Here is a 15,357-nt window from a genome sequence, read left to right as displayed (position 1 = left end):
GGGGCTGATATGACCGACTGTCCTAGACCGGACCGATCCGGTTGATGGCTGTTGCGCCCGGCATGGCTACCGGGTGCGGGCATCGACAAACCAACAGGAGGAAACGCAATGGATACTTTGCTCTATATCGACAACGAGGCGCGCGGCGCGACTGACAACGAAACCTTCGCCCGCCGCTCGCCGGTGACCGGCGAGGTCGTCACCCAGGGGGCAGCGGCTAAGTCGGAGGATGCGCTTGCGGCGATCGATTCGGCGCAGCGCGCATTCTTGACTTGGTCCCAGACCGGTCCGGGCCAGCGTCGCGTGCTGCTGATGCGCGCCGCCGACGAGATCGAGAAGCGCACCGAAGACTTTGTCGTCGCCATGAAGGGCGAGGTTGGCGCCGGCGAGCTCTGGGCGCGCTTCAACGTGATGCTTGCGGCGAACGTGTTCCGCGAAGCCGCAGCAATGACCACGCAGATCCAGGGGCGCACCATTCCCTCGGACAAGCCGGGTACGCTGTCGATGACCGTGCGCCAGCCGGTTGGCGTAATCCTCTCGATCGTGCCGTGGAACGGGCCGATCGTGCTGGCGGCGCGCGCCATCGCCTATCCGCTGATGTGCGGCAACACGGTCGTTTTCCGTGCCTCGGAAACCTCGCCCAAGACGCACGCCCTGGTGGCAGAGGCAGTCTATGCCGCAGAGTTCCCGGCCGGAACGCTGAACTTCGTGACCAACGATCCGAAGGACGCCCCCGAAGTCATCGAGACCATGATCGCCCACCCGGCGGTGCGCCGCGTCAACTTCACCGGCTCGACCAACGTCGGCCGGATCATAGGCGAGAAATGCGGCCGCCATCTCAAGCGGTGCATCCTGGAGCTTGGCGACAAGTCGCCGATGGTCGTGCTGCGCGATGCCGACATCGACGGCGCAGTGAACGCGACGATTTTCGGAGCCTTTCTCTACCAGGGACAGATCTGCATGTCGACCGAGCGGGTCATCGTCGAGGAGCCGATCGCCGACGCCTTCGTAGAGAAGCTTGCGGCACGCGCTGCCCAGCTTCAGGCCGGCGACCCGCGCACCCAGGCCGCCTGCGCACTTGGCCCGGTCGTGAGCCAGGGTGCCGCAGACCGGCTAAACGCACTTCTTGACGACGCAGTCGCCAAGGGGGCGGAGCTCAGGTCCGGCGGTCACGCCGACCACACGCTGATGTCGGCGACCGTGCTTGACGGTGTCACCTCAAAGATGCGCATCTATTCGGAAGAAGCCTTCGGCCCCATCCTGCAAGTGATCCGGGTGAAGGACGCAGACGAGGCGGTGCACGTTGCCAACGACACGGAATATGGTCTCTCGTCCGCCGTGTTCGGTACCGACATGACCCGTGCGCTCGATGTGGCGATGCGCATCCAGACCGGTTCTGTCCACATTAACGGCGCCACCGTCGCCAACGAGGCGCAGGCTCCTTATGGTGGGACCAAGGCAAGTGGGTGGGGTCGTTTCGACAGCCAGGCTGTGATCGAGGAATTCACGGAGCTGAAGTGGCTGACGATCGAACAGCCAACCCAGCAGTATCCGCTGTAACCGGCGGCCAGAGGGAATGATCGGGTCTGGCCCGCGGTTTAAACCATGGGCCAGACCATCAAAGACGCGGGCACTGCTTGAACGCGCCACGTATGCCAGGACATCATCAGCCCGAAGGAAACCGTGGCGAAGATGATGACGAGCCCACAATCTCTACCGTTGTCGAAGCGCAACATCAGGAGGAATAGATGACCGTGAACACCGCAGTTGACGAGGCCCTGTCCGACAAGGCTCGCGCCTTCAACCTCTTCAACCCTCCTGAGGACTATTTCGACAACCCGAGCCCATTCTTCCGGCTTCTCCGAGACGGTGATCCGGTACACACACAGGAAGACGGCAGCGTTCTTCTCACACGCTATGACGACGTGCGTCAGATCTGGCGGGATGTGAGTGGCCTCGTCAATAAAAGGGAACAATTCTGCAAGCGTTTTGGTGAAGGACCTTTGCTGGAACACCACACCTCGACCATGCTTTTCCGTGACAATCCAGATCACGACCGTCTGCGCAACATCGTCAACCCGTTCTTCTCGCAGAACTCAATCCAGATGCTTTCCAGATTCACCCAGGAAGTGGTGGATCGCGAGATCGAGAAGGTCAAGAAGATGGGCGAGTTCGACTTCGTCCGCGACTTTGCCTTCCGAATTCCGGTGGCGCTGATCTGCAAGATCATCGGCGTTCCCGTCGCGGATGCGGATCATATCCAAGCCATTGGTCGCAAGGTCCTGTTTCCACTGAATCCAAAGGTATCAGAAACAGCTATTGCGGAAGGGCACGACGCCGTCACCGAATTCAAGAACTACCTGCGCCCGTTCTTGGACGAGATCAAGTCGCGGCCGACGATCGACCCGACCGAGAGCATCCTCTGCGCGATGGCCGCAGCCCAGCGTGAGGGTGTCGAGGTCAGCGATGACGAGATCCTGCACATGTGTATCGTGACGCTGAACGGCGGCCATGAGACCACGACGAACCTCATCTCGCAGTCGATCCACTTTCTGATGGACGATACGGAAAGCCTGTCGCAACTGCGGGGCGGCGAGGTCCCGATCGCGCCCGCGCTCGAGGAGCTGATCCGTTTCATCACGCCCTTGCAGCTTCAGGGTCGGCGCACGACGCAGGAGGTGGTTCTTGAAAGCGGCAACGGGACCCTCCCCGCCGGAACCGAGGTCGTCCTGTGCCAGGCTTCGGCCAACCGAGACGAACGGATCTTCGGCGACCCCGACAAGCTGAACCTCTCCCGCCGGCCGAACAACCATGTCGGCTTCGGTGCCGGAATCCACGTCTGTCTGGGGCGGCCGCTGGCGCGGCTCGAAGCCTCGATCGCAATTCCCACTGTGCTCCGGGAACTGCCGACGCTGACGCGGAACGGCAAGGTGCGCTTCCAGCACAACACGCGGTTCCGGGGTTTGGAACTGTTTCCTGTAAAGCTCGCCTAAGCCGGCGGGCAAGCGGACGGGAAAAGGATGAGGGGTCCGGCCATGCCGATGTGGCGGCCGGAGCATGAGAAGCTATCGCAAGTGATGTTGGGATCACGGATCGGGAAAACCAGGATGAAGATTTGCCGTTTTAACAAGAGCCGCGTCGGGCTTGTCGAAGGGGACGAGGTCATTGATGTGACCGACGCGCTGGATCTGCTGCCGCAAGTGCGCTACCCGCTGCCGCGGCACGACCCGATGATTGCGCTTCTCGACCGGCTGATGCCCGCATTTGCGGCTGCGTCGCGCAACGGTGAGCGCAGGAAGATCACTGAAGTCTCCCTCGAGTCTCCGGTGGCGAACCCCGGCAAGCTGGTGGCGGCGCCGGTCAATTACGTCAAGCACCTAGAGGAAGCGCGCGAACAGAAGGAACTTCACCAGAACAATGCCGCCCAGATCCGCGTCATTCACGAGACGGGACTTTTCCTCAAGGCCACGAGCAGCCTGATCGGGCCTTCGGACCCTGTAACGCTGCGCTTCCCCGATCGTCGCTCTGACCACGAGATCGAACTTGCGGTGATCATTGGCCGCCGGGCTGATCGCGTGGCGGCAAAGGACGCGCTTGAACATGTCGCGGGCTACGCGATCGGCCTGGATATGACGGTTCGGGGGGCCGAGGAGCGCAGCATGCGCAAGTCGGTTGACAGCTATTCGGTGTTGGGCCCATGGCTGGTTACTGCTGACGAGATCCCCGATCCGTCCCAGCTGGACTTCGAACTCCAGGTCGATGGCGTCACCCGGCAGAAGGCCAATACGCGAGATCTGCTGCTGAGCGTGCCGGAGCTGATTGAGATGGCCAGCCGTTTCTACACGCTCGAGGTCGGCGATGTCATCTTCACCGGCACGCCCGAGGGTGTCGGGCAAGTCCTGCCAGGAAACAGGCTTCACGCTTGGATAGATAAGATCGGTTCCATGGAGGTTCAGATCAACTGACTTTTTGGGCGGCCGACCATAGACCTGCGGTGCGGCCGCCGACCTCCTGACAGCAATTCAATCGCTTTCAGGACCAAGCGTTTCAGGGATAGATGGACGCGTTTGTTTGCCGGACTTTTGAACATAATTGGCCAACTGCATCACAAACTGCTGTTTTTCTTGCGGATCGAGCTGTTGCAAAATCAGTGACCGTAACCGTTCGATTCGTCCTTCACCTTTGGTTACCAAGGCCTCCCCGGTAGGGGTCAGTTCAAGCACTTTCTGTCTGCCATCGGTTTCACTTTGCGTGATGAGCAGCAGTCCACGCTTTTCCAGCGCAGTAGCTGTCCTGCCGCAGCTGGCCTTGTCCACTACGGCATGACGGGCAAGTTCAGTCACAGACAGGCCGGGAAAATTCCGCAACGTGGCGATCATTATCCACATCACGGGCGACAGGTTCAGACCAGCCATGGCTTCATCGAAACAATACAGAAAGATCTGGTAGGTGCGCCGAATCAGATGCGCAGGATGATCAATCAGTATCTTTTGGCGTTTCCTGACCTCCAGGGTTCCCTGTGGGTATAGCATAGCCTGGTCTTTCATCCTTCAAAGTCCTCTTTTGGCTTGGCCGACCGGCACCGGCAGACACCAGCGAATATCGATACGATGTACGTAAGTATGCTTTCAAACTTTGGTCAGCGCAATGACCGACAGCTTGTAATCCTGCCACGCGCAAGCCTCACGTATGGCTGACCGAACAGTCCGCAATCAGCTTGACGCGCCACGAGAAGAGATGCTAGAAGATAGTATGCATGCTTGATAAGTGGATTGACCGGTGGTATTGGCAGCAACTTAAAAAGCAGAAGTGACCTGGGCGGCGGAGGAGCCTGAGCGCCAGGTGTGCAAGTCTTACGACGACTTCAGTCGAAGCGAGTTCGGTGGGAGAGGAGTCCTGATGGTTATCAATCTTGTTTTTGTCGATGCGTCCGGCGAGCGACGCGAGGTTTCGTCGGTTGAGGGGCGGTCCCTGATGGAGGCTGCGTCTCTGTCTGGTATTCCGGGGATCGACGCCGATTGTGGCGGGGCATGCGCCTGCGCCACTTGCCAGGTCTATGTAGATGCCGACTGGCTGTCTCGTCTTCCGCCCATCGGCGAATCGGAATCCAATATGCTGGAATTCGCGGCCAACCGTCATGAGAGCAGCCGCTTGGCCTGTCAGATCAAATTAACGCCGGAACTGGATGGTCTCACCGTGACCACTCCCGAGTTCCAATTCTAACAAATCAGAATGCACGCCCGCCTGATTGCAGGGCACATAGTGGAGGACACCAATGTCGCTGATCGAGAAGCCGGCTGAATCGCCGGAACGGAAGAGGTTCTACGACAAGATCAACAACTCTTCATATACCGCGCTCTGGACGGTGCTTTCTGACATCATTACGCCAGAACCTCGCAGCGCCTGCATGTCGCATCTGTGGCATTTCGATGAGGCGAAGTCCTATTTGCTCGAAGCTGGCGGGCTTATCACAGCCGAGGAGGCGGAGCGGCGCGTTCTCGTGCTGGAAAATCCCGGCCTGCGCGGGCAATCCCGAATCACGACTTCGCTATATGCCGGCCTCCAGGTCGTCATGCCGGGCGAGGTCGCCCCGGCCCACCGCCACAGCCAGTCGGCGCTGCGCTTCGTGATGGATGGCGCGGGCGCCCAGACCTCGGTCGATGGTGAGCGCACGATCATGCAGTTCGGCGATTTCGTGATCACCCCCCCGGGCGCATGGCACGACCACGGTAACGAGTCGGGTGAGCCGATGATCTGGCTCGACGGGCTGGATATCCCGATAGTCTCGGTCTTCGACGCTTCCTTTGCCGAAGAGCATCACGACGATCGGCAGCCGATCACCCGCCAGACGGAGGACAGCAGCTGGCGTTTTGGCGCAAACATGCTGCCGGTCGATTATGAACGGACGCGGCTTGCCTCGCCGATCTTCAATTATCCGTATGAGCGTTCGCGCGAGGCGCTGGCTCATCTGGAAAAGCAGGGAGAGATCGATCCCTGCCACGGCATCAAGATGCGCTACATCAATCCGGTGGATGGCGGCTGGGCGATGCCGACGATCTCGCCCTGTCTTCAGCTTCTGCCGAAGGGGTTCAAGACTCATCGGTACCGTTCGACCGATGCCACCGTGTTCGTCGTAACCGAAGGCACGGGGCGCAGCATCATTGCCGGCAAGACCTATGAATGGGGGCCGAAGGACGTCTTTGTGGTGCCAAGCTGGAAGACCGTTACGCATGAGGCCGATGGCGACGCGGTGCTGTTCTCATACTCCGATCGCGTTTGCCAGGAAAAGCTTGGACTCTGGCGGGAAGACCGCGGCAACGCGATACCGCTCTGAGAAGCAAGCCTGCCGCTGACTGCGACCGCAGTCGGTGCAACCTATGCGCCCTTGCAAAGGAAGACCCTTGATGAAACGCGAATTGCTTACTGTGGATGACGTTACCGGTTGTTGGGCGATCATGCCCACACCGTCGAAGCCAGGTGCATCCGATCCGAACGCCGTCGACACCGTCGACCTAGACGAAGCCGCGCGTGCTGCGGAGGCATTGGTCGCGGCGGGCGTCGACGGCATCCTGTCGCTTGGCACGCTGGGCGAGGCCGCAACCACGACTTGGGAAGAGAAAGAAGCATTCATGCGCACTCTGGTCGAGACGGTGCGCGGCCGTATTCCGGTCTTCGGTGGCACGACCGCCCTTAACACGCGGGACACGATCCGCATGACCCGCGCAGCACGCGAGATCGGTGTCGATGGCGTCATGCTGGGCCTGCCCATGTGGGTCCAGCCCGATGTGTCGACCGCGGTGCAGTTCTTCCGCGATGTGGCGGCGGCCTGCCCGGATGTGGCGATCTGCGCCTATGCCAACCCGGAGGCATTCAAGTTCGAGTTTCCCCGTGCTTTCTGGGCGCAGATCTCCGAGATCCCGCAGGTCGTCTCGGCCAAGTACATCAATACGGCCGCGCTTTATGCCGACCTGAACCTGACCAAGCGCAGGATAAGGCTGATGCCGCTTGACGTTGATTACTATGCCGCCGCACGACTCGACCCCGAGGCGTGCACGGCATTCTGGACCAGTGGTGCGGTCTGCGGTCCGGCCCCTGCGATTCAGCTGCGCGACCTAGTGGCCAAGGCCCGGAAAACCGGCGACTGGACTAGCGCGAAGGCGCTGACCGACCGGATCGGCATGACCTATCGCACGCTGTTCCCGAACGGCTCGTTCAAGGACTTCTCAGTTTACAACATCGGCATCGAAAAGGCGCGGATGGATGCGGCCGGCTGGATGACGGCCGGGCCCTGCCGCGCGCCCTATTCCCTGGTCCCCGAAGCCTATCTTGAGGGTGCGCGTGAATCTGGTCGACAATGGGCGAAACTAGCCGCCGAACTTGCGGCCGAGGGAGCGAAATGACCGCTCGCGCGCTGGATTTCTATTTCGACTTCATGAGCCCCTTTGCTTATCTGGCCTTCCAGAAAGTGCCGGGACTCTGCCGGAAATACGGGCTGGAGTTTCGTCCGCACGTGGCGAACCTTCCCCGGCTGAAACTCTTGGCCGGCAACACCGGGCCGGCCAATGTCAGCATTCCGCTGAAGATCCGCTACCTGCGCAAGGACCTTGATCGCTGGGCCACCCTTTATGATGTGCCTCTGGTCTTTCCTAAATCGCTGGCGTCCGAGACCCTGAACAAGGCGTTCCTCTTTGCGGCAGACCACGACGCAGCAGAGGCCTTCATAAAGGCTGCTTGGGCGCGCGTGTGGGGCGAGGGCGCCGACCCGGCCGACGCGGCGCTTCTGGCCGAGCTTGCTCGGCAGTTCGGATGGAGCGCCGAGGCCTTGGCGGCCTGGGTGGCATCCTCGGAAGCGGCAGACCGCTACGAGGCCGGAACGCAGGCCGCGCACGAAGCGGGTGTTTTCGGCATGCCCACGATGATCGTGGGGGATGAAATGTGGTGGGGCAACGATCGCCTTACCTTCATGGAAAAAGCGCTCCAGACGGGGCTTCAAACTTAACCGGATCTGTCCGGAGGGAGGAACAACATGGCTCTTCAAAAACTTTCCCACGCGCGGCTGCGCGTCAAGAACCTCGACGAATCGGTGCGCTTTCACACCGAAGTTCTCGGGCTGGAGGAAATCGCCCGGCAAGACGGCGTCGTGTATCTGACGTGCGGCACCGACGGGACTTTCGACGTTGCCGTTACCGAAGGCGGGACTGGCGTCATCAGCTTTGCCATTGCGGCGGATGACGAAGAAGACCTCAAGCACTACAAGAAGCGCGTGTCCGATGCCGGAGTGCAGGTGCGCGAGATGACCGCACCCGATCCGGGGGTGGAAAAAATCATCGAATTCGACCTGCCGCCGCAGAAGCAAAAGATGCAGATCGCACTGTTGGATTCCAAGGCACGGAAACACTATTACAGCCCCGCCTCGCGTGTTTGCAACCGGCTGGGCGCGCTAGCGCCGGTCGACCTCGATCACATCACTCTGCGCGTCGGGCCTGATGCGACGACGACGATCGAGTTCCTCACCAAGCACGTCGATTTCCATGCCTCCGACATCGTGGAATTCCCCGGCGGTCAAGGGCGGTTGGCTTCCTGGCTCCATGTCGGTGACTTCCATCATGATGTGGCGATGTTTGCCGGCGCGCCGCACGAAACGCTCGACCACCTTGCGTGGATGATCCCGAACATGGAGTTCATGAAGCTCATGCTCGACCAGGTCGCCCGCGGCGGGGTCATGACCGAGGCAGGACCAGGGCGCCATGGCGTCGGCTCGAACCTCTATTCCTATTTCTTCACGCCTGACGGCAACCGTTACGAGTTGTCTGGCGAGATGCCACGCTGCGTGGATCGGAAGGCTCCTCCCTTCATCTGGCGGGCGGACCAGCCGGGCATCTTCAGCTCGTGGGGGGTGCCGTTCCCCGAAAGCTTCAAGGTCGGTTCCTGAACTGGGGAAGAAGGCCGTCGACGCGGAACACATCCGCGTCGACCGACAATTGTGCGAGGGGGGAGGCTCGACATGGAGCAGGTGATAATCATCGGCGGCGGCCAGGCTGCCGCATCAGCAGCCAGGACATTGCGGGAACAAGGATTCAAGGGCGGGATCACGATCCTGTCGGAAGAGCGGTATTACCCGTACGAGAGACCTCCCTTGTCAAAGGCCGTGCTTCAGGGGGTGGCCGACGCGAACAGCACCTGCTTGCTGAGCGATGAGGCTGCGCGTAGCCAGAACATAGATGTCCGGCTCGGTCAGCGCGCCGAGGCCATCGAGCGCGATACGCGGATGGTGAAGCTCTCATCCGGCGAGAGGCTGCCCTATGACCGTCTACTGATCGCCACTGGCAGCCGCGCCCGCACGCTCGATGGAGCGTTCGCAGGCAAGAGCAATGTTTTCTACCTGCGAAGCCTCGATGATGCGGCGTCCTTGCGGGCAGCCATGGGCCCCGGAAAGCGTGTTCTGTCGATTGGCGCTGGTTGGATCGGCCTGGAAGTTGCCGCGACCGCGCGCAAGATGGGGATGCAAGCAACGGTCGTCGAACTCGCCGACCGTCTCTGCGGCCGCAGCTTGCCCAAGGACGTCGGCGCCGTGCTGGCAGAAGTACACAGGGACCACGGCACGGTTGTTCATCTGAATACCTCGATCGAAAGCGTCGGCGGGCGGGACCGGATCGAGACCGTTACCCTCTCGAATGGCGAAACGCTGTCCGTGGACATGGTCGTCGTCGGGGTCGGCGCGATCGCCAATGACGCGCTTGCCCGCGACGCCGGGCTTGAAACCGCTAATGGCGTCGTTGTGGACGAATTCCTGCGCACTTCTGACCCGAGAATTTTCGCTGCTGGCGACGTGGCAGCGCTGCGCCTCGGCGACGGCCGTCCGGTCCGCATGGAATCCTGGGCAAATGCGCAGGATCAGGCCGCTGCGGCTGCGCGAAACATGCTGGGCAAGGATGTGCCTTATGCCGTCAACACGTGGTTCTGGTCCGACCAATACGACCTCAACATCCAGATGATCGGCGATGTCCAGCCAGAGGGCGGCACCGTCCTGCTGCGGAAGGGGGAGGGCAAAGCGTTCACGCGGTTCTCGGTGGCCGACGGACGACTCGTCGGGGCCATATGCTTTGGTGTGCCACGCGACATGGCGATCGTTCGCCGCCTCATGTCGAAAGGCTATATGGTGACCGATGATGCCTTGACGACTGCCCCCGACCTTCGGAAGCTTTTGTAGGGCGAAACGCAGTCCGACGACCACAATTAAAAAAGACTTGGCACAACTGGGAGGAAACAAATGCGCCAAATCGGAATGATCACGGGACTTTGTCTTTCAATTGCGGTCGGCATCCCCGCCCTTGCGCAGGAAGCCGACCATAACGGATGGTACGTTCGCGGAGGCCCGGTTGGAATTTTCTTCAGCCCTGGTGTGGACCTATCGGTATCGGGCGCGCCGGTTCCAGGAGCTGATGTGTCAGTTGACGACAATTATTCAATGAGCTTCGACATCGGCTATCGCTTGAATGAACAGTTTTCCACCACCTTCACATTCGGTATTCCTCCGACCGCCGAGATACGTGGTTCAGGCGCCCTTTCCGGTGCCTATCTTGGGGATTTGACCTATGCTCCGGCCATACTGGCGCTCCAATATCGAATTCCGACCGGAATGCCGAAGTTCGAACCGTATATTGGCGCAGGCATCAACTATACGATCGTTCTGGACGAGAAGGGGCGCGATGTCGCGAATTTCAGCGCCGACAATGCTTGGGGTGTGGTGCTGCAAGCCGGCTTCGAGACCATGATTAACGATCGATTGGGGCTTTACGTCGATGTCAAGAAAATCTGGCTTGAAACCGACGTTGGCGGAACGCTAGGCGCAGGTGGTCCGGCAGCTGACGCAAAGGCAACGCTCAATCCACTGTTGGTCGGTACCGGGTTGATATGGCGCTTCTAGTGTACGTTTTCGGAGCTAAGTATACGACGTCCTCTCTAATTGGAGCGCTTCAATGATAGAACTATACTATATCCCAGCTGCCTGTTCGCTGGCCGCCCATATTGCTAGTCTCGAAGCTGGCCTGCCGATAAACTGCCGGATGGTTGAGATGAACCCTGCCGGTAACACGGTCGATGGTGGGGACTACACCAAAATCAACCCTCTCGGGCTGGTGCCGACCATTGTTGATGGCGACACTATGATTTCTGAAGCCGCCGTGGTTTTGCAATATATCGCAGACAAGGCTGATGGGAAGCTTGGCGATGTATCCAGCTCGGGGCGATGGAAAATGCTCGAGACGCTGAACTTTCTCGCAACCGAGGTTCACAAATCCATGGGGCCGCTGTTCCGTCCTGACCTGCCGGCCGAAGCGCGGCCCTTTTTTGAGAAACTCATCGCCAGTCGTTTGACTGCGGCTGAGAATCGCATAGGTAGCTCCGGCTATCTGGTCGGCAATAGCTTCACGGTTGCAGATGCCTATTTCTTCACGCTGCTTGGCTGGTGCAATTTCCTCAAGATGGACATGTCGCCGTGGCCAAAGCTTGGCGAATATCTGCAGCGGATCCGCAGCCGCCCTGCTGTTCAGCAAGCGCTCAAGGAAGAAGGGCTGGCCTGACTTCCCTTGACCCTGCCTCGGTGTTGCGAGGCAGGGTATGGCCCTACCCCACTAGGTTGCGTATCCGAAGAGCCAGAATGCCGTTAATGGTGCATGGGCGCCGTCCAGACCTCTCCTTCCTGCTAAATATGTTAACTGTAGTTTCGTGTTAGGCGAAGCTCTGTTGATGGCGTGGATACAATATGTACTGGTCGGTGTGCGTATTCCAACGAGACTGCTATCATCAGAAGTAGCTTAATTCGCGACGACTGTTGATTTACTCTTTGAAGTGGGGCGATCGAAATGCCAATATCCAAGATTCTTGTTGCGAACCGATCCGAAATAGCCATCCGCGTCTTTCGCGCGGCCAATGAGCTGGGATTGAAAACGGTTGCGATATGGGCGGAGGAGGACAAGCTCTCCCTGCATCGATTCAAGGCGGACGAGAGTTATCAGGTTGGACGTGGCCCTCACCTGGCCCGTGAACTCGGACCGATCGAAAGCTACCTGTCGATCGACGAGGTGATCCGTGTGGCCAAGCTTTCGGGCGCGGACGCCATTCATCCGGGCTATGGCCTCCTTTCCGAAAGTCCCGAGTTTGTCGATGCCTGCAACGATGCAGGCATTACTTTTATCGGGCCGCGCGGGGAGACCATGCGGCAGCTCGGAAACAAGGTGGCGGCGCGCAATCTTGCGATCTCTGTCGGCGTCCCTGTGGTTCCGGCGACCGCTCCGCTGCCCGATGATATGGCGGAAGTCGCCCGCATGGCCGAGGAGATCGGCTATCCGGTGATGCTCAAGGCATCCTGGGGCGGCGGCGGCCGAGGCATGCGTGCGATCCGTGACCCGAAGGACCTGGCCCGTGAAGTCACCGAGGCGAAGCGCGAAGCGATGGCAGCGTTTGGCAAGGACGAAGTCTATCTCGAAAAGCTGGTCGAGAAGGCTCGCCACGTCGAGAGCCAGATTCTCGGCGACACGCACGGCAACGTGGTCCATCTGTTCGAGCGCGACTGTTCAATCCAGCGCCGCAACCAGAAGGTCGTCGAACGCGCTCCCGCTCCCTATCTCAGCGAGGCGCAGCGACAGGAGCTCGCCTCCTACTCGCTCAAGATCGCCCAGGCCACGAACTATGTGGGCGCTGGCACCGTCGAATACCTGGTGGATGCCGACAGCGGTAAGTTCTACTTCATCGAGGTCAACCCGCGCATCCAGGTCGAGCACACGGTCACCGAAGTCGTGACCGGCATCGACATCGTCAAGGCGCAGATCCACATCCTCGACGGACACGCGATCGGAACGGCGGAATCCGGCGTTCCGGCCCAGTCCGACATCCGGTTGAACGGCCATGCGCTCCAGTGCCGCATCACCACCGAGGACCCGGAACACAACTTCATCCCGGATTACGGCCGGATCACCGCCTATCGCGGGGCGACCGGTTTCGGTATCCGCCTCGACGGCGGTACGGCTTATTCGGGAGCGGTCATCACGCGCTACTACGATCCGCTGCTCGAAAAGGTGACCGCCTGGGCGCCGACGCCGCAGGAGGCGATCCAGCGCATGGACCGTGCGCTGCGCGAGTTCCGCATCCGCGGCGTCGCGACGAACCTCACCTTCCTCGAGGCGATCATCGGGCACCCGAAGTTCCGCGACAACAGCTATACGACGCGGTTCATCGACTCGACGCCCGAGCTTTTCGCCCAGGTGAAGCGCCAGGACCGCGCAACGAAGCTGCTGACCTATCTCGCCGACGTGACCGTCAACGGGCATCCGGAAGCCAAGGGGCGTCCGCGTCCGCCGGCTGATGCGGCGGAGCCGGTGGTGCCTTACATCGATGCGCCGATCCCCGACGGGACCAAGCAGCTTCTCGACAAGCTCGGCCCGGTCAAGTTCGCCGAATGGATGCGCAACGAGACGCGCGTGCTCGTCACCGACACGACGATGCGCGACGGCCACCAGTCGCTGCTCGCGACCCGCATGCGCACCTATGACATCGCGCGCGCCGCAGGCGCCTATGCGCGGGCCCTGCCGAACCTGCTCTCGCTCGAATGCTGGGGCGGCGCGACCTTCGACGTGTCGATGCGCTTCCTGACGGAAGATCCGTGGGAGCGTCTCGCCCTCGTGCGCGAAGGGGCACCGAACCTCCTGCTGCAGATGCTGCTGCGCGGCGCAAACGGCGTCGGCTACAAGAACTATTCCGACAACGTCGTGAAATATTTCGTACGCCATGCAGCAGCCGGCGGCATCGACCTTTTCCGCGTGTTCGACTGCCTGAACTGGGTCGAGAACATGCGCGTCTCGATGGATGCCGTGGCGGAGGAGAACAAGCTCTGCGAGGCAGCCATCTGCTATACGGGTGACATCCTCAATTCCGCCCGGCCGAAATACGATCTCAAATACTACACCGCGCTGGCGGCCGACCTGGAAAAGGCCGGTGCGCATATCATCGCGGTCAAGGACATGGCCGGCCTCCTGAAGCCGGCCGCGGCGCGGATCCTCTTCAAGGCGCTGCGCGAAGCGACCAGCCTGCCGATCCATTTCCACACGCACGACACCTCGGGCATTTCGGCAGCGACCGTCCTGGCCGCCGTCGAGGCCGGCGTCGATGCGGTCGATGCTGCGATGGACAGCCTGTCGGGCAACACCTCGCAGCCGTGCCTGGGCTCGATCGTCGAGGCGCTGCGCGGTTCGGAACGCGATCCCGGCCTCGACCCCTACTGGATCCGTCGCCTGTCGTTCTACTGGGAGGCCGTGCGCAACCAGTATGCCGCCTTCGAAAGCGACCTCAAGGGGCCGGCTTCCGAAGTCTACCTGCACGAAATGCCGGGTGGCCAGTTCACCAATCTCAAGGAGCAGGCCCGTTCGCTCGGCCTCGAGACCCGCTGGCACGAAGTGGCCCAAGCCTATGCCGATGCGAACCAGATGTTCGGCGACATCGTCAAGGTGACCCCGTCCTCCAAGGTGGTCGGCGACATGGCGCTGATGATGGTCAGCCAGGATCTCACGGTCGAAGACGTCGTCGATCCGGCGAAGGACGTGTCCTTCCCGGAATCAGTCGTCTCGATGCTGCGCGGTGATCTCGGCCAGCCGCCGATCGGCTGGCCGGAAGGCCTGCAGAAGAAGGCACTGAAGGGTGAGCCGGCTTATACGGTTCGCCCCGGCTCGCTGCTCGAGGACACCGATCTTGATGCAGAGCGCAAGGCGATCGAGGAAAAGCTCAATCGCGAGATCAACGACTTCGAACTCGCCTCCTATCTCATGTACCCGAAGGTGTTCACCGACTATGCGCTGGCGGCCGATACCTATGGTCCGGTCTCGGTGCTTCCGACGCCCTACTACTTCTATGGCCTGCCGGCCGGCGAAGAGCTGTTCGTCAATCTGGAAAAGGGCAAGACGCTGGTCATCGTCAACCAGGCCATGGGGGCGACGGACGAGAAGGGCATGGTGACCGTGTTCTTCGAACTCAACGGCCAACCGCGCCGCATCAAGGTGCCGGATCGCGCCCATGGAGCCGCCGGCAGCGCCGCACGCCGCAAGGCCGATCCGTCGAATGCAGGCCATGTCGGCGCGCCGATGCCCGGCGTGATCTCGACGGTCGCGGTCGCGAACGGCCAGTCGGTCCGGGCCGGCGACGTGCTGCTGTCGATCGAGGCGATGAAGATGGAAACGGCGCTCCATGCCGACCGGGAAGGCGTGATCGCGGAAGTGTTGGTCAAGACCGGCGACCAGATCGACGCCAAGGATCTCCTGGTCGAGTACGTGTCTGTTCCAAAGAGTGGAATCTTGGCATTGTAGCTGG

Annotated in this window: 13 protein-coding genes; 12 read left to right on the top strand and 1 reads right to left on the bottom strand. The window is 60.9% G+C overall.

Annotation, left to right across the window (positions count from 1 at the left end; all coding sequences use genetic code 11):
• Window positions 1–108 precede the first annotated feature (108 nt).
• From ACQKP1_RS24355 to ACQKP1_RS24345, 3 genes are all read left to right on the top strand, one after another.
• Entirely contained in the window at window positions 109–1,560 is a 1,452-nt protein-coding gene (locus tag ACQKP1_RS24355; protein ID WP_427277329.1) for an aldehyde dehydrogenase, read from the top strand.
• A gap of 188 nt (window positions 1,561–1,748) precedes the next feature.
• Window positions 1,749–2,993, top strand: a complete 1,245-nt coding sequence (locus ACQKP1_RS24350; protein WP_147180959.1) for a cytochrome P450 — start codon at window positions 1,749–1,751, stop codon at window positions 2,991–2,993.
• Window positions 2,994–3,035: 42 nt separating this feature from the next.
• Window positions 3,036–3,965, top strand: a complete 930-nt coding sequence (locus tag ACQKP1_RS24345; protein WP_427277328.1) for a fumarylacetoacetate hydrolase family protein — start codon at window positions 3,036–3,038, stop codon at window positions 3,963–3,965.
• 57 nt (window positions 3,966–4,022) lie between these two features.
• Here ACQKP1_RS24345 and ACQKP1_RS24340 read toward each other — a convergent pair whose 3' ends face one another.
• Window positions 4,023–4,547, bottom strand: a complete 525-nt coding sequence (locus ACQKP1_RS24340) for a MarR family winged helix-turn-helix transcriptional regulator (RefSeq protein WP_147180960.1) — start codon at window positions 4,545–4,547, stop codon at window positions 4,023–4,025.
• Between the two features lie 352 nt (window positions 4,548–4,899).
• On the opposite strand from ACQKP1_RS24340, the gene ACQKP1_RS24335 reads away from it, so the two are divergent.
• The 9 genes from ACQKP1_RS24335 (at window position 4,900) to pyc (ending at window position 15,353) form a co-directional block, all read left to right on the top strand.
• Window positions 4,900–5,223 (top strand): 2Fe-2S iron-sulfur cluster-binding protein, encoded by a 324-nt coding sequence (locus tag ACQKP1_RS24335; protein ID WP_147180961.1) that lies wholly within the window; start codon window positions 4,900–4,902, stop codon window positions 5,221–5,223.
• A 61-nt stretch (window positions 5,224–5,284) separates the two neighbouring features.
• The gene (gene gtdA / locus ACQKP1_RS24330; protein WP_210245761.1) at window positions 5,285–6,334 is read left to right on the top strand and encodes a gentisate 1,2-dioxygenase; all 1,050 of its coding nucleotides are present in this window, start codon (window positions 5,285–5,287) and stop codon (window positions 6,332–6,334) included.
• A gap of 70 nt (window positions 6,335–6,404) precedes the next feature.
• Window positions 6,405–7,400, top strand: a complete 996-nt coding sequence (locus tag ACQKP1_RS24325) for a dihydrodipicolinate synthase family protein (protein WP_147180963.1) — start codon at window positions 6,405–6,407, stop codon at window positions 7,398–7,400.
• Window positions 7,397–7,999: a 2-hydroxychromene-2-carboxylate isomerase gene (locus tag ACQKP1_RS24320; RefSeq protein ID WP_147180964.1), complete on the top strand. Its 603-nt coding sequence runs from the start codon at window positions 7,397–7,399 to the stop codon at window positions 7,997–7,999. Before ACQKP1_RS24325 ends, ACQKP1_RS24320 begins: the two co-directional genes overlap by 4 nt.
• Window positions 8,000–8,026: 27 nt before the next feature.
• Window positions 8,027–8,932, top strand: coding sequence for a VOC family protein (locus ACQKP1_RS24315; RefSeq protein WP_147180965.1), 906 nt, complete (start codon window positions 8,027–8,029; stop codon window positions 8,930–8,932).
• Window positions 8,933–9,004: 72 nt separating this feature from the next.
• Window positions 9,005–10,210, top strand: coding sequence for an NAD(P)/FAD-dependent oxidoreductase (locus ACQKP1_RS24310; protein ID WP_147180966.1), 1,206 nt, complete (start codon window positions 9,005–9,007; stop codon window positions 10,208–10,210).
• 60 nt (window positions 10,211–10,270) lie between these two features.
• Window positions 10,271–10,927 (top strand): OmpW/AlkL family protein, encoded by a 657-nt coding sequence (locus tag ACQKP1_RS24305; RefSeq protein WP_210245759.1) that lies wholly within the window; start codon window positions 10,271–10,273, stop codon window positions 10,925–10,927.
• A 52-nt stretch (window positions 10,928–10,979) separates the two neighbouring features.
• The gene (locus ACQKP1_RS24300) at window positions 10,980–11,582 is read left to right on the top strand and encodes a glutathione S-transferase family protein (protein WP_427277327.1); all 603 of its coding nucleotides are present in this window, start codon (window positions 10,980–10,982) and stop codon (window positions 11,580–11,582) included.
• A 282-nt stretch (window positions 11,583–11,864) separates the two neighbouring features.
• Complete coding sequence (gene pyc, locus ACQKP1_RS24295) at window positions 11,865–15,353, top strand: pyruvate carboxylase (RefSeq protein ID WP_427277326.1); 3,489 nt, start codon at window positions 11,865–11,867, stop codon at window positions 15,351–15,353.
• Window positions 15,354–15,357: the final 4 nt, after the last annotated feature.

It is taken from the genome of Allorhizobium sp. NPDC080224 (assembly GCF_050281005.1).
GTDB lineage: Bacteria > Pseudomonadota > Alphaproteobacteria > Rhizobiales > Rhizobiaceae > Allorhizobium.
Note: the sequence above shows the minus strand (reverse complement) of the source record. Positions and strands in the feature narration are given on the sequence as shown.